The following is a 20,811-nucleotide window of genomic DNA, read 5'->3' as shown; positions in this document are numbered from 1 at the left end:
ACTGGAACTGGTGTTCATCACTTGCGGTTTTCAAGAATATAGCTGCTTGGCGACATGCCATAGTGCTTATGAAAGTCCCTTGAAAAATTGGATTGTACGGTATAACCGACCATCGTTGATACCTGGGTGATGTTATATTCTTTTTGGGTGAGTAGTTCTGCCGCCTTTTTCAATCGTGAAATATTGATCAATTCATTGGGTGTGAGGTCGGATAGTCCTTTGATTTTACGGTAAAGGGTTGGACGGCTCATATGCATCAATTTGGCCAGTTCATCCACATTGAGATCTATCGTTGAAATATTCTCATAAATAACCGTATTCAGCTGACTGATAAAATCTTTGTCGGGTGCTGAAACGTTAATATCCATTAAGTTGGAGCTGGAAGAATTGGTTAGGTAATTCTTGATGATTTTACGGTTTTTGAGGATGTTGCGTATCTGTACCATAAGGAATTCAAGCGAAAAGGGTTTTTCGATATAGGCATCAGCACCATTTTTTAATCCCTGAATTTTTGAATCCAGTGCATTTTTTGCCGTTAGAAAAATAACGGGAATATGGCTATACAGAATATCTGTTTTGATGCGTTTGCATAGCGCCAGACCATCCATAATGGGCATCATAATATCTGTTAATACAAGTTGTACATTCTCTTGATCTAATATTTCGAGGGCCTCGGCACCGTTCCCTGCCCGTAGAATAGTGTAGCTGGTTTTCAATTCTTTATTGAGGTAGGCCAATATTTCTTTATTATCCTCGACGAGCAGAATCACCGGCTTTTCTTCCTCCTGTTCATCGGATCTATCATGCAATACATGATCGTCATTATCTTCCTGAAAAGATTTGATGTCGAGCGATTGTTCCTGAAAGATTGGGATCGATAGCAGAAATATATTGCGGTTCTCTTCCAGATGTACAAGGGATAAGTTTCCTTGGTGCAATTCAACCAAGGAGCGGGATAAAGGAAGACCAATGCCCGTCCCCGTATCTTTATCGGATTCATTTAAGCGATAAAATGGTTCAAATATTTTCTCTCTTTTCTCAAAAGGAATGAGCTCACCATCATTCTTAAACTCGATATTGAACATAATATCATCGCTATTAAAAGGGAGGAGTTTGACGTTGACTTCTTGATCCGCATATTTGATGGCGTTATGAATCAGGTTGGTAAAGATTTTTCGAAGGGCTTCTTCATCCACGTAAGCCGTGAGACTGATACGCGGGAGACTGAGGTCATAGTGCAGCTGTTTATCTTTTGCAAAATAATTTAAATCGTGAAATACTTCGGATAGGAGTGCATTAATATCCGTTTTAGTAAAAATAAGGCTCATATTGTTGGTTTCTGCTTTTCTAAAATCAAGTAATTGGTTGGTGAGGCGAATTAATCGCGCTGTGTTTTTTTCAATCAACGCAAGGTCTTTGGCTGTGTCGCGATCGGTAAATTTATGGTTATTGATTATTTTCTCAAGGGGCATCTTGATCAGCGTGAGTGGCGTACGAATTTCGTGGGCCAGGTTGGTGAAGAATTCCAGCTTGAGGTTATATATTTCCTGTTCTTTTTTTCGTTCATAACTATCCATCTTTTGGGCGTTGTTGGCCTTGATAAGGAGAAAGTAATACCGCAATACGAGCAGTGCAATGGTGCCGAAGCTCAAAAAATAAAGCAAGTATGCCCAACTTGACTGCCACCAGGGTGGCGAAACGATGATGAGCAGTTTTTTTTCATTCGGATTCCAGACGCTGTTGTTATTTGCACCCCTGAACTTAAACGTATAAGTGCCCGGAGGAAGTTTATTGTAATAGATTTTTTGATGGCCTGTAATATCGGTCCAGTCTTTATCGTAACCTTCCATGATATAACGATAAGGATTGCTCTTTGGGGAAACAAAGCTCAAGGCGGCGATATTGAAGCTAATATTGGAATTGTCGTAGGTCAGTTGGATCTCTTCTGATAGGGAGATGGATTCTTTTAGTATGCCATTTTCACGAACCGGTACGCTCACATTGTTAATCTGAATGCCGCTGATGAATATAGGTGGAATAAAGCTGTTCTTAATGGATTTTGTCGGGTTGAAGCTAACCATTCCTTTAATCGTCCCGAAATATAAAGTCCCGTCGCTATCTTTGTAAGCCGAATTATAATTAAACTGATCTGCGGGAAGCCCATCTCTCGATGTATAGATGACCCTACGCGGAACTCCTTCGTCCAGTCTAACCAATCCACCACCTGTAGATATCCAGATGCTCCTGTTGTCGTCTTCTAGGACCTTGAATACCTGATTGGAAGGTAAACCGGATTCGGTCAGATAATTGGTGAAGCGCCCATCACGACGGTATTTTGAGAGGCCGCTTTCGGTGCAAAACCACAAGTTATTTTTGCTGTCTTCAAATAGACCGTTGACGTAATTATTGACGAGTGTATTTTGTTTACCTTGTTCGGATAACAGGTGCTGAATTTCTCCCGAACTGCGGTTATATTGGTAGACCCCGCTACCGTAGGTGTTGATCCAAAGTATACCATATTCATCTTCATAAATGCCCTGTATCCATGCGGTAATAGGAAGGAGGTCAAAACTGTCGCTATTTTTGTTGTAGCGGTATAGTGCGCGGTCTGTCCCGACAAACATGCTGTTGTCTCTGGACTTATAGAGGCATACAGCAAAGCTGCTTTGTAGGGGGCCTTTGCCGATACGGTCATAGTGTTTTTTTAGTTTTCCGGTTTTTACGTCGAGAATGTCTAGTCCATGTGTTGTGGAGCCTACCCAAAGATCGTCGCCGATTGTTGCCAGGCCATGAACATTGTTATGCGCTATACTTCCTTTTTTTCCATTGGCAAGGAAATGCTGAATTTGTTGTGTTTGCGCATCAATTTTGTTCAGGCCGCCATCTTCTGTTCCTATCCAGAAATTTCCATAGCGATCTTTTTTGATATCGTGTACAATATTGCCTGATAGGGCCGATTTTCCGAATCCAGATAGATACTTTTTGAAATTGTCGAATTGGTTGCTGTATTGGTTAAAGCCGCCGAAAAATGTTCCAAACCAGATGTTGTCTTCACGGTCCCGATAGAAATTCAGGACAGCATTGTCAGATATGGCAAATGGATTGAGCAGATCTTTTTTGATGTGCTGGCTCTGACCTGTGTGGATATCATAGGTATATATTCCAGTTTCTGTTCCAATCCAGTATATCGACTCCGTTTGTTGAATAATACAGTTTGCCTGGATAACTTTATTGGGGTAATGACTTGCAAATAGATTTTTCAACCGGCCATTTTTGAAATCAAACAAATAGGCCGAATTGATTGTACCGACCATCAACAGGGAATCATTGATGGCGTAAACGGTTTTAGTATTTGCCAATGCTTTTCGATCGATCTTTTTAAGGTCAACTTCGACAAATTTGCTCGTATTAACCTGATACCGTTGTATGGTACTGTTATTGTCCGTTGTCCACAACCCGCCTTTTTTGCTGCTGGTAATCGCTACAATGGTATTTTTGTTCTGATCAAATGGAATTATTTCTGTTGTATAAGAATTATAGCGATAAAGTTTTCCGTTCGAAAGTAACCAGATAAAACCGGCGTATTCGTGTATGGCATTTACTTCACCGATTGGTACACCCCTGAATGGTGTAAAATTTTCTTTAATAGGATCGTAACAATAGGTACCGCGTGTGGTTCCCACCCATAGCACTCCTTTACTGTCTGTGAGTATACTTAAAATGGACGAACTTCCGATACTTGTAGAGTCTGAAGCATTGTGTCTAAATATCTTAAATTGATTGCCATCAAAGCGATTGAGGCCATTCCTTGTCCCTAACCATAGAAAACCCTGAACATCCTGTGTAATACATTTGACTGTGCTATTAGAGAGACCGTCGTGGGTTTGATAATTTTTAAAATAGATCGATTGTGCCTGCACGTTAATACATGCTAGCAAGATAGATAAAAGGAGTATGGTGGTTATTCTTTTCAAAACTGATTACGTTGAACTAAAAATAGTCAATTAAAAGATAAAAAATAGTTTTACTGATACGCTTTGATATAAAATTGAGACGCTCTGATTGGACTAGCTACAAGGATTTCCGCATTTTTATAAAACAATAATAACCAAATATAAACGTATGTTTCGCCCTAGAATTATGACAGGTAAGTCCTGTGTCCTTGTTTTTCAGTTTGTTAGGTTTTTGTTTTTACCTGTGAGACATGATGTTCACGATGCTTTGGTTTTGAATTTTGGCTTTAAAGGCCTTGATACCCAGCGCTACGTCTTTGCCATTATTGGGGAAGACTATACGCATTTCAAAAGGGCTTTGGCGCCTAAAAAATATCATTAAAAATCACTTAGTATCATTTGTGTATCCTAGATGCACGATATAAAAATCAATTAAACCACCAATCAAAAAGCGTATGAAAAATAAACTACTTGCACAATGCGTAATGACGCTTACATTTTTGCTTGTATCTTTTATTGTAGTTGCCCAGACGAAAGTCTTGAAGGGAAAGGTTGTAGATGAGACTCAAGGTCCATTGGCGGGAGCTACAATTAAGGTAAAAGGGGGAACCGCTGCTACAACAACAGACACGGAAGGTTCCTTTACATTTACTGTTCCCAGTGAAGCGAAAACGCTGGAAGTATCCTTTATTGGATATACTTTAAAAGAAGTACCCATTGTGGGAAACGATATCACCGTAGCGCTGGAACCTAGTGCCGGTCAGGGCCTAGATGAGGTCGTTGTGATCGGTTATGGTACCGCCCGTAAAAAAGATCTAACGGGGTCTATGGTCACTATTGGAGCGAAAAACTTCAATAAGGGGATCATGACGAGTCCCGATCAATTAATACAAGGAAAGACACCAGGGGTTATGGTGATTAACAATACGGGGCAACCTGGCGGATCAACCACAGTACGTATCCGTGGAAACTCATCGATCCGGGCCAGTAACAACCCGTTATTTGTGCTGGATGGTGTGCCTATGTCGGGCAATTCACCTCTGCCCGAAGGAAGAGGAGGCTTTTCTTCCGATAGAGGAAATCCTTTGACTTACTTGAATCCGGGTGACATTGCTAGTATGGACATTCTTAAAGATGCATCGGCTACAGCAATTTATGGTTCACGTGGGGCAAATGGCGTTGTCATTATTTCGACGAAAAGAGGTAAAGTTGGGCAGCCCGAGGTTTCTGTAGGAGCCTCTGCAGGTGTTTCTACCATGCGGGAATATCCGGATGTATTAGATGCTGCTCGATTTAGAGAAGCGTTGAAATATTATACACCATCTGAAGTCGCAAATGCTGATTTTGGTGGCAATGAGGATGCCTTTAAAGCGATCACAAGAAAAGCGATCACGCAAAATTACTATGCTGATGTAGCTGGCGGAACCGAGTATGGTAAGTATCGCCTTTCAGGTGGATATTTAAACCAAAACGGTATTATTCGTGGATCACAGCTGAAGAAATACACAGCCAATTTTAACGGAAATTTCCGTTTTCTGGAAAACAAACGATTGGGATTGGATTTTGCAGTCTTTTTGACGCAAATGGATAATAAATACGCACCGATCAATGCGATGGTCGGTTCGGAAGGAAATGTGATCTCCCAAGCCTTACAATGGAATCCGACACGACCATTACGGGACGATCAAGGCAATTTAACCTTTGTCAGTTCGACTACGCGAAACCCATTGACAAGTATTGACGCCTTTAAAGATTTGGCGACAACAAATACCATGGTAATCAACTTGGCGCCATACTATAAAATTACAGACGATTTGGAATATCGCTTTATCTATAGTGCAATGCGACAAACTGGAAACCGTGAAGGTATGTACCGCGCAGGACTTATTGATCCTTCAGCTGTGAACAATGAGCAGGCCTTTATTTCCAATAACGGAGAAACCAACTTGCAAATGACGCATATGCTCTCTTACAATAAACAAATCAATTCAGATTGGAGTGTCAATGCGGTAGCAGGTTACGAGTATTTGGATTATAACTACAACAACAACATTTCCTTTGGCGGTGGATTTCGTTACATGGGACTAGATTATTTTGACTATCTACAATATACGCCTGTTTCCACGCGGGAAATATCGTCGTATAGAAGCCCAACCAACCAATTGCAATCACTTTTCTTGCGTGGCGGATTCAATTACTTGGATCGCTACTTATTGACTGCAACAGTAAGAAGGGATGGCTCAACGAAATTTGGTTCAAACAACAAATACGCCATGTTCCCTTCATTGGCAGTAGCATGGAATGTGAATCAGGAAGAGTTTTTGAAATCTACCGGTATTTTTGATCAGTTGAAAGTAAGGTTAGGTTGGGGAAAAACAGGTAACCAAGAATTTCCATCTGGGGCATCGTTAAATAGACTGGTTTTTGGTAATCAAAGTGTAAGCCAGGCAAACTATGGTAATCCTGATTTGAAATGGGAGACTTCGACCACGATTAATGCGGGTATTGATTTTGGAATTTGGGGCAATCGTCTGTATGGATCCATTGATTATTTTAATAAGAAGACCACAGATGCGCTTTTTGAGCAAACTCTTGCACAGCCAGCTCCAGCAGGGCGTATCTGGGTGAATTTGGATGGTGAGATTGTCAATAAAGGGGTAGAGGTCGCGTTGACAGGTACAATTATTAAAAATGACAATTGGATTTGGGATTTGACAGGTAATGCAACTTTCCTGAAAAACAGTGTAAGTGGTCTAGTGGGCTATTACGAAACAGGGGCATTGCGTGGACAAGGTTTTTCAGGTGTATTGGGACAACGTATGGTAAATGGGCAACCATTGAATGTTTGGTACCTGGCCGATTATCAAGGTATTGATCCGCAGACAGGCATGAGCATGTATCGCGGACAGGATGGTAGTATCAGTACGGCCAACGACCCTGCAATTAATAAATTCTATATGCACAGTCCAAATCCGACGACTTTATTGGGTATTTCTACCAACGTAAATTACAAACAGTTTTCTTTGGCCGCCAATATGAATGGTGCTTTTGGACATTATCTATTCAATAATACGGCAGCGACAACTTTGGGATTGAGTAATCTATCATCACGTAATATCGGTTCAGCATTCTTTAATACAGCTGTAAAAGAGTCTACTTCCAATTCGGCTGCGCCTTCGACGCGATTCCTTGAAAAAGGTGATTATCTAAAAATGGCCAATCTTACGTTAAGCTATCGTGTTGGAAATGTAGGTAGAACACTTAAGAATTTAAATGTATCCCTTACTGGACAGAATCTTTTCATCATCACGAAGTATACAGGATTTGATCCTGAGGTGAATACAGATGGTGCAACAAATGGTATTCCTTCGTTGGGTATCGAATATTTACCCTATCCACCGGCAAGAAATATCCTATTGGGGATTAACTTCTCACTTTAAGCGTATACTGTAGATCATTAGATAATAAAAAGAGGAGAGCATCAAGATGGATTTAAACGTATTAGTGAATGAATAAAAATGAATAAATCTGATCGCCTCATGAAGAATGAAACACCAAAGGCAGTATGAATGCCTAACAGTCAAAATGGATGAATAAATAATCAAATTTAGACGGATGAAAAAGATGAAATTAAGAACTTTATTATATATCGGAATAATTGGCTCCCTTGTAACTAGTACATTTTCTTGTACTAAACTAAAGGAGGAATTTAAAGGAGAATTGGAGGAGGGGACATCCAATGTGGATCCTGGAAGCTTGTTGATCACAGCTTATAATTCATTGAACACCCCTTACCAGCAGGAACAGCGCTGGGTGATGCAGGAAATATCAACGGACGCAGCCATGGCCCCTACACGGGGTGGCGACTGGGATGATAATGGTATGCATCGTGCGATTCATTTACATACCTGGAATGCAGATAATGGCTACATGAATAATACTTTTGTCAGTTTGGGTACAGCCATCTATAATGCGGGCAATGTATTGCGGTATAATCCGAGTGCGCAGCAAGGGGCTGAAGCGAAGTTTATTCGTGCGTTGGTCATGTTTGATATGTTGGATCTTTATGGCGTAGTACCCGTCCGGGAAGGAGCATCTTTTGAAGATTTTAGAATCGCACCAGAGGTGTTACAGCCACAGGCGGCTATTGACTATATGGTGAAGGATCTCAACGAAATTATAGCGAGTTTGCCTGCAAACGGGCCGAAAGCGGCATATGTTGCTAATAAAAATGCGGCGAAAGCATTATTGATGAAGATTTATTTGAATAAGGGAACATTTTTAAATAGACAAGCTCCTTCTTTTGCTGCCGACGATATGAACAAGGTAGTGACTTTAGCCAAAGAAATTACCGCTTCGGGATTCTATACTATTTCTGCGAAGGGCAAATACTTTGATAATTTTGCGCCGGATAACGACGAGAAGTCTACCGAAAATATTTTCACTTTATACAATAAAAATGGAGATAGAGGTGGAAATGTGGACCGTACCTGGAATACCGTTGCTCACTATAATATGAATCCGGGGGGGTGGAATGGCTGGTGTACCTTATCAGACTATTACGATAAATTTTCGGATACCGATGAAAGAAGGGGAATTTATTATAATTATCCAGCTGATACGACTTCTAACAGAACAAAAGAATTCAAACGTCAAAATGTTGGTTTTTTTGCTGGACAGCAATACAATTGGAGTACAAACAAACCCTTAATGGCGCGGAACCCAGCGAATGCACCTTTGGTCTTCACGCGTGAAGTCACCATCCGTACCTCGGGTGCAACCCTGGAAACAGCTGGTATCCGTCCAATGAAGTATGCGTTTGATTATGCCGTCACTGGTCAACGAAACAACGACTGGGTTGTATTTCGTTACGCCGACGTATTGCTGATGCAAGCAGAGGCTATTCTGAGAGGTGGAACAGGAACAGCAACAGAGGCACTCGGTTTGGTCAATACTATTCGGACGAACCGTGGTGTTACTAACTTGACGGCATTGACGCTCGATAATTTATTGGATGAGCGTGCTCGCGAGTTATATTGGGAAGGCTGGAGAAGACAGGATTTGATTCGTTTTGGTAAATTTTTATTGGCCTGGCAAGAAAAGGCTGCGGATGCCGATCCCAAAACATTGGTTTATCCAATCCCGAGTCAACAGATTGCTGTCAATCCAAATTTGAAGCAAAATACAGGTTATTAATTTGCTATATATGCATCAGTAAAACAAGCAACTTCAAGAAGTTCGTTTTGTTTTGAAAGGTATTTAGCGGATAGGAACTTACTCTTATCAGCTAAATACCTTCTTTTTTTGAAACAATTCGTTTCTTACAATTCGTTTCTTTTGACCAGAAAGAACCCGTAGTTTACTTTCACGACGGTTGGTTCTTGTGAGACCAAAAAGCTTTTAGGAAAGAAGGTGCTTAAAATAGAGATAGAAGCAATTGCTCTATTGAAAATATTGTCTTGTTTTTTTGATAAAAAATAATCACTTTAGAGCTGGATAACTAGCCAAAAAGCATAGGTCATTTTGATGGATCAAATTGGAATTCTGTCAGATACCAATTTCGATGTTCTTTGTGAAAAGGATAACAGCATTGAAACAAGATTATCTAAATGTAGATTATGATTAATAAAATCCTACAGCGGGCACCTACTAACGAAAAAGAGTTTTTTCTAGCTTATCGTTATTGGTACAGGAAATTATACTATTTTCTGTATCAGAAGACCCAATGTTCGAATCTTGCTGAAGATGTCGTCCAACAGACTTTTTTAATTGTTTGGGAACGCAAAAATAATGCGAATCAGCAAATCCAATTCAGTACCCAGCTCTTCCAGATTGCGCGCACAAAATTGATTGATGAATTGCGCCGGCGTGCATTGAATAGAAAATATGTAGCGTTTGAGAAACCATTTGTACTGACCCAATATGAAGATCTTGAACGACAAATTGCCTATAAAGGAGAGTTAGAATACGTAAAAGAGCTGATTACACAAATGCCTTTTATGCGGCAACAGGTCTTTTATCTTCATAAAATTGAAGAATTGAGTTATAAAGAAATTGCCGTCAAATTGTCTATCTCCCCGAAGACTGTAGAAAATCACGTTAGCATTGGCCTGAAATTTATTAAAAAATTTTTTAAGTTGTCTTAGGGGACAAGCCCATCACTATTCGTATAACAGTTATATACCTATCCTGCTAAAAGGATAGAAACTGTTATGAATCGTAAATCCTTATTAAATAAATTCCTGGCGAATGAATGTTCTGCTGAGGAAGCGAAACTTGTGTTCACCTGGCTGAATGACGATCCGACATTATTGGACGATCTCATTTCGGAAGATGATTGGGTTTCCTATATCAATCAGGAAAATAAGTCAAAACGTGGTGGCGATAGCCTGTTGAGAATTATTACTGTATTCGTCCTGTTTGGTTTCCTGTTTGTTTTATCCAATCTTTTGGGCATATCAACCGATAAACCTCTACAAACAGCAAGCTTCATTCAGGAAATTTACTACAACCCTTCTGCTCAGCCTAAAGAAATTATTGCAGCAGACAATTCAATTTTAACCTTGGAACCCGGTGCACTGATTCAGCTCGTTATAAAACCGGATCTTGACTTTCGGCGGGTTAAACTATTCAGTGGAAGAGTCAATTTTAAAGTAGCAAAGGATCCTTCAAAACCTTTCATCGTCGAAAGCGGCACGTTGATGACCACAGCGCTGGGAACAGAATTCATCGTGGATTATAATGCGGCAGTTGAACATGTTCTGATCCGATTATTTGAGGGGAAGGTTCGCGTTGAATCGATAGAACCGTCCGTAGTAGAGACAAACATTTTGAAACCAGGCCAACAGATTTATTTTGGCGGGGCGAACAAGATGCTTGTTTCAAATTTCAAAGGTACGCCAAAAATGAGTGCGAGGGAAAGTCTACCGGCCCAGCTTATGCTTTCCGCAACGGAAAAACCGTACCGCAATCCGGCAACAATTCACCAGAGCGCCAATTGGCTCCAATTGGAAGAAACCGCTGTATCTGATATTATTCAATATATCAATCATGAGCTTGATGTACCTATATCTTATGATTCATTAATCGTTAAAAACTATCGGATAAAGGGGCGGTTTAGCAAGAATCCAACAATGGACCTGAAAGACAAAACGGATCTTGCGGCGTCTATTCTGCAGTTGATTGTTGAGGTGAATCCGTTTATTCTTGAAAAACAACATAATACATATATACTCAAACCTAAAAAATAGAATCATGGTAAATTTCAACTTAACCAAGAAACCATTTTTTGTTTTTCTTGTCTTGACATTGTTATCTTTTCGATGTCTAGCGGGAACAATAAATGGTGTAATCAAAAACTCGTCGGGGCAACGGCTGGCAGGGGTAAGTATACTTTTGAAAAATCCCGGCAGCAGTTTTTCAACAGCAGCTTCCAGTGCGAGTGATGGGAGTTTTCGTTTTGCAGATGTACCGAATGGAAAGGGGTATGAACTGACTTTTTCATACATCGGGTATCAAAGCTATGTAGAACGAAATGTGCAGGTTTCCGCTGATGGAGCCACCACTCTTTCCATTATTTTGGAGGATCAGGTGAATCAGCTAGAAGATGTTGTCGTGATCGGATACGGTAAACAAAAGAAAAGCGATCTGACAGGTGCCATTGCATCGCTTTCCAGCAACGAACTAACGAAAGGCGGAGCGGTGAGCAATGTAGGGCAGGCCCTACAGGGTAAAGCTTCCGGTGTCGTTGTAACCCAGAATTCAAAGGCGCCGGGTGGTAGCACGTCTATTCGGATTCGCGGAACCAATTCCATCAGTGGAAGTAATGATCCACTCTATGTGATCGATGGATTTCCAACAAATAATGGTATCAACATCAATCCTGATGATATTGCTTCCATGGATATCTTAAAGGATGCTTCGGCAACGGCTATCTACGGTTCCAGAGGTGCCAATGGTGTTATTATCATTACCACAAAACGTGGTCTTACGGATAAAAACAACATTACCTATAGTGGCTATGTGGGAACACAGAAACCGATTATACCGTTCACCTTTCTCGACGGTAAGCAATATATGAATCTTGCCAATGCACTTTATAAGGAGATTCAGGGGCAAGAAAATCAGGAATATGCAGTCTATACCAAATCACAGCTCGAGTCTGATGTCAACACGGATTGGGTAAAGGAGACCATGCGGAACGGCATTTTGCAAAACCATAATTTACAGTTTTCCGGAGGTGGTGAGAAAACCAAAGTGTTGACGAGCATAGGTTATTTTGATCAAAAGGGTGTTTTGAAGACGACAGACTTTAATCGAATTTCGGGACGTATCAACGTGGATCAAAAGGTAAACGATTATATCCGCACTGGGGCGAGCCTATCCGCGCAACGGGAAAAATCAAATATGCAGGTGTATGACGGAAATATCCTTAATTCAAATGTTTTGTATAGCATATTGACCTATGATCCGACGGTACCTGTTTACAATGCAGATGGAAGTTTTGGAAGACCTCCAGGGGGGCAGGGTGACAATCCCTTGGCCAACCTGATGTCACGGATCAATGATGTGCAAAGGGACAAGTTGAATGGAAATATTTTTCTTGAGGTAAATCCGATCAAGGAACTGACCTTGCGCATGGATGCAGGAACAGAAATAACACATGATCAATTGGGCAGTTATCTGACTCGAGACTCTTATCAGGGTGGGATAGATGATGGTGTGGCAAGTCAGGCCGATTATAATGAGACCCATAACCTGATTGATTTTTATGCCACCTATGCAAAGGTGTTTAATGAGAAACACAATTTGAGTGTGATGGGGGGCTATTCGTATGAGAAATATGTGCGCAACAATAAGGGGATCAATGTAAAAGGTTTTTCAACGGATCTGCTGGAATACAATAATTTAGGAATGGCCTCTAGTATTACGGGAGTAAATTCTGCTAAGGCGGAGAATTTGGTCATCTCTTTTTTCGGGCGGGTAAATTACGCCTATGCTGATAAGTACCTGTTGACTGCAACCTTACGTCGTGATGGATCATCGCGCTTTAGTCCCAACCATCGTTGGGGAACCTTTCCTTCAGCAGCTTTTGCATGGAAGGTCAACAATGAGGATTTCATGAAAGAGCAGCAGCTATTTTCGGATCTAAAATTTAGGTTGGGTTACGGACAGACGGGTAATGATCGCGTCGCGGATTATGCTTCTTATGGATTGATGGATAATGGGCACTATACGTTTGATGGTGTGACCAATTCGGGTGGCGTTAAACAAAACCCAACTTATCCTGAAAACGATAAATTAAAATGGGAATCCACGACGCAATATAACGTCGGACTTGATTTTTCATTTTTTAAGAATCGATTAGCCTTTACCGTAGATGCCTATTATAAGAAAACCAATGATCTTTTGATTAAGAGTATATTGCCTTATTACACAGGATATACCTCTGGACAGCGCAATCTAGGTACGATGAATAACAAAGGGTTGGAGTTTTCGGTAACCAGTAAGAATATGACCGGAGCGTTTACCTGGGAGACAAAATTGAATTTAGCGATGAACCGCAATAAGGTATCAAGCTTGGGTGGAGAGCCTGAGCAATTGTTGACTTCGTCAAAACCAATGGGTAATGTTTCTGAAGAAGCTTATTCGGTTATTCGTGTTGGGGAATCATTAGGCTCTTTATTTGGCTATAGATACCTGGGGGTTATTCAACAAGGAGAAAACTATGCGCCACAGCCAAATTCGAAACCCGGCGATCCGAAGTTCGCGGATGTGAACGGTGATGGTACAATCAATTCAGCGGACCGGACGATCATCGGTCGTGGTTATCCGAAGTTCAATTTTGGTATGACCAATACATTCGCGTATAAAAACTTTGATCTGACGGCCTTCATTTATGGAAATGTCGGAAACGATCTGCTCAATATGACACGCATGAATCTGGAGTGGAAACGTACCACAGAAGCTTTAAATCGATGGACTCCGACAAACACTAATACGGATATTCCAAGAAATGGATTCTACTACATGAACTATGGTGGCTATATCAATGACCATTTTATTGAGAATGCTTCTTTTTTGCGGTTGCGTAATCTGACACTGGGTTATACCATTCCATTGAAAACAAAAGCGGTTCAATCGATACGCGTATATGGTATGGCGGAAAACTTATTTACGATTAGCAATTATTCTGGATGGGATCCTGAGGTGGATACCAAGGGATATGAAAATGATGCGCTGGTTAAAAATAGAGCTGGAAATAATCAGAGTGCCAATGCTGGGGTAGGTCTGGATTTTAATTCATATCCTTCGATGCGCTCGTTTACTTTTGGTGTAAGTGCAACATTTTAATAGCTAATATCTAAATCAGAAATGACATGAAGACGTTTAAAAATAATATAAAATATATCTTGGGTATGGCGGGTTTGGCCGCTGTTTTGGGCCTCAGCTTGAATAGCTGTACCAAGCTTGACCCTAAATTATACAGTGATCTGACGACAAAAAATGCCTATTCAACCGAGAGCGATATCAATGCTGCCCTGACGGGTGTCTATACGAGTTTATCGCCTTATCCGGGGGATGCTTATTTATACTATGCGGGTTATCTGGTGATGATCACCGATTACGCGACGGATATGGGCTTTTCTACAGCGGCAGGTGATCCTACACGCATGAGTAACTTTACCTATGATGATAATAATAGGTATTTTAAATTTAATTATCAGAATATGTACCAGGTGATCAGCAATGCCAATATGTTGATTGATCGTATTGAGAGTGTAACTATTCCCGACGATCGCAAGAAGAAAATTATCGCCCAGGCCAGGTTCTTGCGGTCATTATCTTATATGGATCTTACAGATGCCTGGGGACCGGTACCACTGATAACGACAGTCAAGAATCCGACGGAAAGCTACAATGAACCCTTGGTTGCTGTAGAGAAAATTGATGTACAGATTGCTGAAGATTGTCAGTATGCAATCGATAACTTGCCAGAGAAATGGTCGGACGAACTGGGCATTGGCCGTGCTACAAAAGGTGCCGCGTTGACCTTAATGGGAAAGATGTATATGCGTTCGCACAATTATGAAAAAGCAAAAACGTATATCGATCAGGTTTTAGCGTTACGTGATAAAGGTGTATACACGCTGAATCCGGATTTTAAGAAGGAATGGTCCGACAATAATAAAATGGATATGGGGCTGATATTTGGCATCTTGCATGAGCCTACATTAAATGGAGGCGAGATTACCAATCACTTTGGTCCGACCGACAATCCTGAAGTACCGGATAGATGGCAGTACTATGGTGTTTCCCTTGATTTTTGGCGAAAATATAGTGATCTCGATCCGCGTAAAAAGTTTTTCTATTATAACTACACCGGAAAGGCTGCGCGGGACAAGAATACAAAATATGGATTTTTTTACATGTTGCCTGCTAAAGGACAGACTACTCCACCAAGTGATACCGTAAAATTCCTGCAAAATGTTGCGACGAAAAAGTATTCTTATGATATGGTCAATAACTCCTATCTGGATGGGCGGACGATTCAGGTTCTCCGTTTGGCGGATGTCATTTTGTGCAAGGCTGAGATTGAAAATGCACTGAACGGACCCGCTGCAGCATTGCCTTATATCAATGAAGTCCGGAAGAGAGCTGGAGCACCTGAATATGGTAAGCATCCTGATTTCCCCAGTCCTGCAAGTAAGGAGGCTATGATCGATGCGCTTGTTGACGAACGTGGTTTTGAGCTTGTCTTTGAATACAAAAGACGTCAGGATCTGATCCGCCTGGGCCGCTATGAAAAAGTGAGCAATGCTTATCTGAAAGGCCGCGGACTGAAAGAAAATGTCACTGAAGCCATGCGCTATTTCCCTTATCCATTGGAAGAAGCACGTTTGCATCAAGAAATGACGACAGCCAATCCATCGCGATTGCCTAAATAACCCGAATTAAAGCGCATTATATACCGTAATGCGCTTTGTTTGATAGACCAGTGGAATTGAAATTATTTAAAGATGAAACCAATTAAAGCAATTATTGCACTGATTGTGGTGGCTATAGCAGTATTTGCTGCTTACTATTATTATGCACATCAGGTTGACATTGAAAATATTGAGGTGAGCTCACCCAATAATTTGCCGCTCAACGCTGCTATTCAGGTGAAACTAAATCAGGCAGAAGCCGTGTATGTGGAGTATTGGAAAGAGGGGGATAAACAGTCTTATAAAACAACTGTTTCAAATGCTGCTGTTCAGCATAACATTCCGTTAATGACGCTTGAACCAAATACAAGTTATAAATTTAGGGTTGTCATAGACCGGATTATTCCCATAAAATCGAGCGAACAATCTTTTAAAACAAGAGCGCAATCGCCATGGATGGTGCACGACTGGATCAAGGCCGACCACCCTCATGATGAAAAGGCCCTAGGTAATGGCATGGTATTATTATGTTATCGCGGATTTCCGGGCTACATGGCCATGGTGGATGGTAAGGGGACGATTCGTTGGTATTGGCAGGACGAAAAGCTGGGCGTGCGTCTTGCTTCTTTGACCCCAAGGGGTACTATCCTTGCCTTATTGGCTCCAGCGAGTAAAGATGAATTCAACAAACCCAATCAGCCAAGCAAGAAATCGACCAATGCAAGTTATTATTTAAGAAGCGGCCGTATCGGATTTGTCGGTGGGACGGTACTTGTTGAAATTGATCTTACGGGTAAAGAAATAGCACGTATCGATTTGGATAAAAAAGGGATCATCATGCACCATGACGTGCAGATGGATCACAACAATAATATCGTCGGTATCGTGCGGGATTTTAGGATCGACGATCGGCCCAACCATCCAAAAGATACCCTTTGGGGTGATGCGATTTTGACGATGGATATGAAAGGTAATATCTTGAAGAAATGGTCTCCCTGGGAAAAATGGGATATTCAGCAGGATAAAAAATTAGACAGCCTGAAGCATGACCGATTTCATTTTAATACCATTTCCTTCGATCGTGACAACAATTATTTGACTTCTTCACCAATTGAAAATCAGGTCTGGAAAATTGATGCCAAAACTGGTGATATTCTCTGGAAATTGGGAAAGGGTGGCGATTATAAATTAAAGGACCAGGAACTGTTTTATTTCCAGCATGCACCGCATATCACAAAAACTGGTGAGCTGTTGCTCTTTGACAATGGTGATTTTTCTCCGCGTGACAGTACAACAGCCAATAAGCAATCACGGGCGATCGCTTTTAGGCTTGATCAAAAGAATAAAACGGCAACAGTAGCTTATGCGGCCCCAATTCCTAAAAAGCAGTTTACAGCAAGAATGGGCAGTGCCTATGAACTGGATAATGGTAATTTACTGCAGACTAGCTCAAAAACAGGTAGTGTATTGGTGACGGATAAAACAGGAAAAGTGCTTTGGGAATTAAACGCTTATTTTATTCCGTATCGCGCTATTTATGTGCCTGAGGAAACCTGGCATAAATACAGACAAAACTAAGTTAAGATGTTAGGAATAAAACTTAATTTTAGTCCTCTTATTGACCAATAAAAGTAGCTGCACTATAGACTCATGTTAGGGAAGCAGTGCAGCTTGTAAATCGTATCAGGCTTATGCAAAAGCTTGGTAAAGACAAAAATATTTTGAATAAATACTATTCGCATGAAAAAAAGAACAGCCTCTTATAAGCTGGCAATTATCCTTGCCGTATCCTTATGCGCAAACTCGGCCCGGGCGCAATTGACCTATCCTCCGGAAACACAAAAATGGGAAGCGGACCAGCTGGGTAATCATCGAGCAGTGCTGCAGGTAAACACGGATCAGAAGGAGGTGCAGGTTACTATTCCGTGGCGAAATCGCTGGGTTGAGGCAAATCAGCAAATTATTATCGTCGACAGCGCCAGCAATAAGCAGATCGCACCCAGCTCTTATCTTTGGATGAATACGGAATCTGGTGGACTACGGTTTAAGCCAATTTCCGGGAAGGGCGTTTACTATGTCTATTATTTACCGTATCAGATGGGTGGCCGCAGCCGCAATTATCCGGATGCAATTTATCTTAAAAATGCCGTTTCAGCACCAGCGAAAGTAGCACAACATGGAGCAGGGAACTCAAAAGGAGTTACTGTTGCACGCTTTGATGCTGTAGATAAATACAATAGTAATGATCCGATGGAACTGATCGCGAGTACCGAAGAAGTGCGAGGCTTTGTGAGCAGGAATGCGAATGCCGCATATTATCTTTTTCCTGAACTGCGGGAGTTTCCGATTAAGATGGAAAGCAATCTTCCGCAACGCTGGCTTATGAAAGGTAAAGCCATGACTAAGTTGCAGGGCACAGGGCAGAAAGGTGAATTTTATGCATTTCAACTCGGGGTATGGTCTCCAAAGCAGGACCTCCATGAAATCCAAATTTCTTTCTCGGATTTTAAAGCAAGTGATGGGGCTATTATTCCCGCGAATAGCCTGAATTGTATCAATACCCAAGGTACGGATTATACCGGCAAAGCAATGGCACTCCAGGTTGATATACCAAAAGATAAAGTTCAAGCCCTGTGGTGCGGTATACAGATTCCGGAGGTTACTGCAAGTGGAACCTACCATGGCGTAGTCACGGTGAAACCTAAAAATACAGCAGCGAAACAGGTCAATGTGGAAATAAGGGTTTCAGATGCTCCAGGTGATATATCCGGTGTTGATCAACCATGGAAAATGACGCGACTACCATGGCTCAATTCGACATTGGCCCAAAAAAACACAGTGGTTGCGCCTTATACAGCTATTGAATTAAAAGCGGACTCTACCTTACATATTTTAGGCCGCGAGGTGAAACTCCATGCGAGTGGTTTTCCAAAACAGATCAGCACGTTTTTTACGCCTGAATTGACTGAAATATCGTCCAAGGCGAATAACCTCTTATTCGAACCGCTTCATTTTCATTTTTATAGTGCTTCAGACGGAAAGGAAATTCAACTTAAACCAAGCGGGATCCGATTTGAAACCAAAAGTGACGGTGAATATAGTTGGACAGCCAAAAATGAGTCTTCCGATCTGACAATGGAAGTAGAGGGTAAATTGGAATTTGATGGCTATATGCATTATGTGGTCAAGCTCACGGCGCTAAAGGACCTGTCATTAAAAGATGCCACGATGCATATCCCGATGATGCCCGATAAGACGGATTATTTTATGGGACTCGGGCAAAAGGGAGGAAAGAGGCCCGAACAGCTTACCTGGAAATGGGATGTAGCCCATAAAAATCAGGATGGTGGTTGGATAGGTGCTGTAGATGCCGGACTCCAGTTTTCACTCCGTGACGAGCATTATTCTCGGCCGCTCAATACGAATTTTTATCTTCAAAAGCCGCTTGTGCTGCCACAGTCCTGGGGTAATGAAAATAAAGGGGGAATTGATATTGGCCTGAAAGGAAAATCGGTTTTGGTAAATAGTTACAGCGGAGCCCGTGAACTCAAAAAAGGCGATGTGCTTTATTACAATTTTAACCTGCTAATTACCCCTTTTCACCCGATCAATACGGAAGCACAATGGAATGAACGGTATTACCATGCCTATAAACCCGTTGATTCTGTTGTTGCAAGTGGATCTAATGTCATCAATATCCATCATGGAAATGAAATAAATCCATATATCAATTATCCGTTTATTGCGACAAAAGAAATGAAGCAATATATCGATCAGGCGCATGATAAGGGCTTAAAGGTCAAGATCTACAATACCGTTCGTGAGGTTTCAAATCGGGTTTATGAGCTCTATCCATTGCGTAGCCTGGGCACTGAGGTGTTTTCACCTGGAAAAGGAGGCGGATATTCCTGGTTGCAGGAGCATGTGGGTAAAAATTATATCGCTGCATGGTATGTTCCTCAATTTAAAGACGCGGCTATTATCAATAGCGGAATGAATAGATGGCACAATTATTACGTCGAAGGTATGAATTGGCTGGTAGATCATATCGGTATCGATGGGATTTATTTGGATGATGTTGCCTTCGATCGGGTAACCATGAAAAGAATAAAACGTGTACTGACAAAAAATGGCAAACCTGGTCTAATCGATTTGCATTCGGCAAATCAATATAATAAAAGTGATGGATTCAATAATAGTGCGAATCTGTATCTGGAGCATTTTCCGTACATCAATAGATTATGGTTTGGTGAATACTTTGACTACGAGAATAACCAACCTGATTTTTTCCTTACCGAGGTGAGCGGCATTCCGTTTGGTTTAATGGGTGAAATGCTACAGGATGGTGGAAATCCTTGGCGGGGTATGCTCTATGGCATGACCAATAGGATGCCTTACCAAAAATTGACACCTGCTGATCTATGGAGAGCGTGGGATCAATTTGGTATCAAAGGGAGTAAAATGATAGGTTATTGGTCGCCAAATATTCCTGTTAAAACCGATCATGATAAGGTTCTTACAACTGTTTATAGCCGTCCGGGCAAGGCGATGGTAGCTATCGCTAGCTGGGCGGATGGTGATGTGGATGTAAAATTGGCCATTGACTGGGGAAAATTGGGGATTGATGCTGGAAAGGCAAAATTATCCGCACCACTCATCCCTAATTTTCAAAAGGGGGCGGAGTATAAATTGGGCGATGCGATTCCGGTAGAAAAGAATAAAGGACTTTTGTTGATTATTGAATAGCAGCAATGTATGCCTATAGTGAAAATTCTATCATAGGTTTTTTGTCAATGCCAAGGAAACAAATAGCCTATGATAGATTCATTTATGTTGAAATTCGGTGAAGAAATGGCTCACATGACGGATTTAATCACATCGGACAAATCAACGCTTTGGGGAATGCCATTAAAATTGTGAAATTTTTAAAT

9 protein-coding genes are annotated in these 20,811 nt (G+C 41.3%); 8 read left to right on the top strand and 1 reads right to left on the bottom strand.

Features of this window, described 5'->3' with window-relative positions:
• Positions 1 to 17: 17 nt before the first annotated feature.
• Positions 18 to 3,974 (bottom strand): two-component regulator propeller domain-containing protein, encoded by a 3,957-nt coding sequence (locus OK025_RS00620; RefSeq protein ID WP_317667880.1) that lies wholly within the window; start codon positions 3,972 to 3,974, stop codon positions 18 to 20.
• A 434-nt stretch (positions 3,975 to 4,408) separates the two neighbouring features.
• On the opposite strand from OK025_RS00620, the gene OK025_RS00615 reads away from it, so the two are divergent.
• The 8 genes from OK025_RS00615 to OK025_RS00580 all read left to right on the top strand — a co-directional run bounded on the left by OK025_RS00615 (position 4,409) and on the right by OK025_RS00580 (position 20,626).
• Positions 4,409 to 7,393, top strand: a complete 2,985-nt coding sequence (locus OK025_RS00615; protein ID WP_317667879.1) for a SusC/RagA family TonB-linked outer membrane protein — start codon at positions 4,409 to 4,411, stop codon at positions 7,391 to 7,393.
• A gap of 175 nt (positions 7,394 to 7,568) precedes the next feature.
• Entirely contained in the window at positions 7,569 to 9,149 is a 1,581-nt protein-coding gene (locus OK025_RS00610) for a RagB/SusD family nutrient uptake outer membrane protein (RefSeq protein ID WP_317667878.1), read from the top strand.
• Positions 9,150 to 9,571: 422 nt separating this feature from the next.
• Complete coding sequence (locus OK025_RS00605) at positions 9,572 to 10,099, top strand: RNA polymerase sigma factor (RefSeq protein WP_075991636.1); 528 nt, start codon at positions 9,572 to 9,574, stop codon at positions 10,097 to 10,099.
• Between the two features lie 66 nt (positions 10,100 to 10,165).
• Entirely contained in the window at positions 10,166 to 11,203 is a 1,038-nt protein-coding gene (locus OK025_RS00600; protein WP_317667877.1) for a FecR family protein, read from the top strand.
• Between the two features lie 4 nt (positions 11,204 to 11,207).
• Complete coding sequence (locus OK025_RS00595; protein ID WP_317667876.1) at positions 11,208 to 14,306, top strand: TonB-dependent receptor; 3,099 nt, start codon at positions 11,208 to 11,210, stop codon at positions 14,304 to 14,306.
• A 26-nt stretch (positions 14,307 to 14,332) separates the two neighbouring features.
• Positions 14,333 to 15,901, top strand: a complete 1,569-nt coding sequence (locus OK025_RS00590) for a RagB/SusD family nutrient uptake outer membrane protein (RefSeq protein WP_317667875.1) — start codon at positions 14,333 to 14,335, stop codon at positions 15,899 to 15,901.
• 72 nt (positions 15,902 to 15,973) lie between these two features.
• Entirely contained in the window at positions 15,974 to 17,458 is a 1,485-nt protein-coding gene (locus tag OK025_RS00585) for an aryl-sulfate sulfotransferase (RefSeq protein WP_317667874.1), read from the top strand.
• Between the two features lie 162 nt (positions 17,459 to 17,620).
• Positions 17,621 to 20,626, top strand: a complete 3,006-nt coding sequence (locus OK025_RS00580; RefSeq protein WP_317667873.1) for a glycoside hydrolase domain-containing protein — start codon at positions 17,621 to 17,623, stop codon at positions 20,624 to 20,626.
• Positions 20,627 to 20,811: the final 185 nt, after the last annotated feature.

The organism is Sphingobacterium sp. UGAL515B_05, from assembly GCF_033097525.1.
Lineage (GTDB): Bacteria > Bacteroidota > Bacteroidia > Sphingobacteriales > Sphingobacteriaceae > Sphingobacterium.
Note: the sequence above shows the minus strand (reverse complement) of the source record. Positions and strands in the feature narration are given on the sequence as shown.

Coding starts and splice junctions, on each gene's coding strand:
- OK025_RS00615 (WP_317667879.1), top strand. CDS start 4,409: ATGAAAAATAAACTACTTGCACAATGCGTAATGACGCTTACATTTTTG.
- OK025_RS00610 (WP_317667878.1), top strand. CDS start 7,569: ATGAAAAAGATGAAATTAAGAACTTTATTATATATCGGAATAATTGGC.
- OK025_RS00605 (WP_075991636.1), top strand. CDS start 9,572: ATGATTAATAAAATCCTACAGCGGGCACCTACTAACGAAAAAGAGTTT.
- OK025_RS00600 (WP_317667877.1), top strand. CDS start 10,166: ATGAATCGTAAATCCTTATTAAATAAATTCCTGGCGAATGAATGTTCT.
- OK025_RS00595 (WP_317667876.1), top strand. CDS start 11,208: ATGGTAAATTTCAACTTAACCAAGAAACCATTTTTTGTTTTTCTTGTC.
- OK025_RS00590 (WP_317667875.1), top strand. CDS start 14,333: ATGAAGACGTTTAAAAATAATATAAAATATATCTTGGGTATGGCGGGT.
- OK025_RS00585 (WP_317667874.1), top strand. CDS start 15,974: ATGAAACCAATTAAAGCAATTATTGCACTGATTGTGGTGGCTATAGCA.
- OK025_RS00580 (WP_317667873.1), top strand. CDS start 17,621: ATGAAAAAAAGAACAGCCTCTTATAAGCTGGCAATTATCCTTGCCGTA.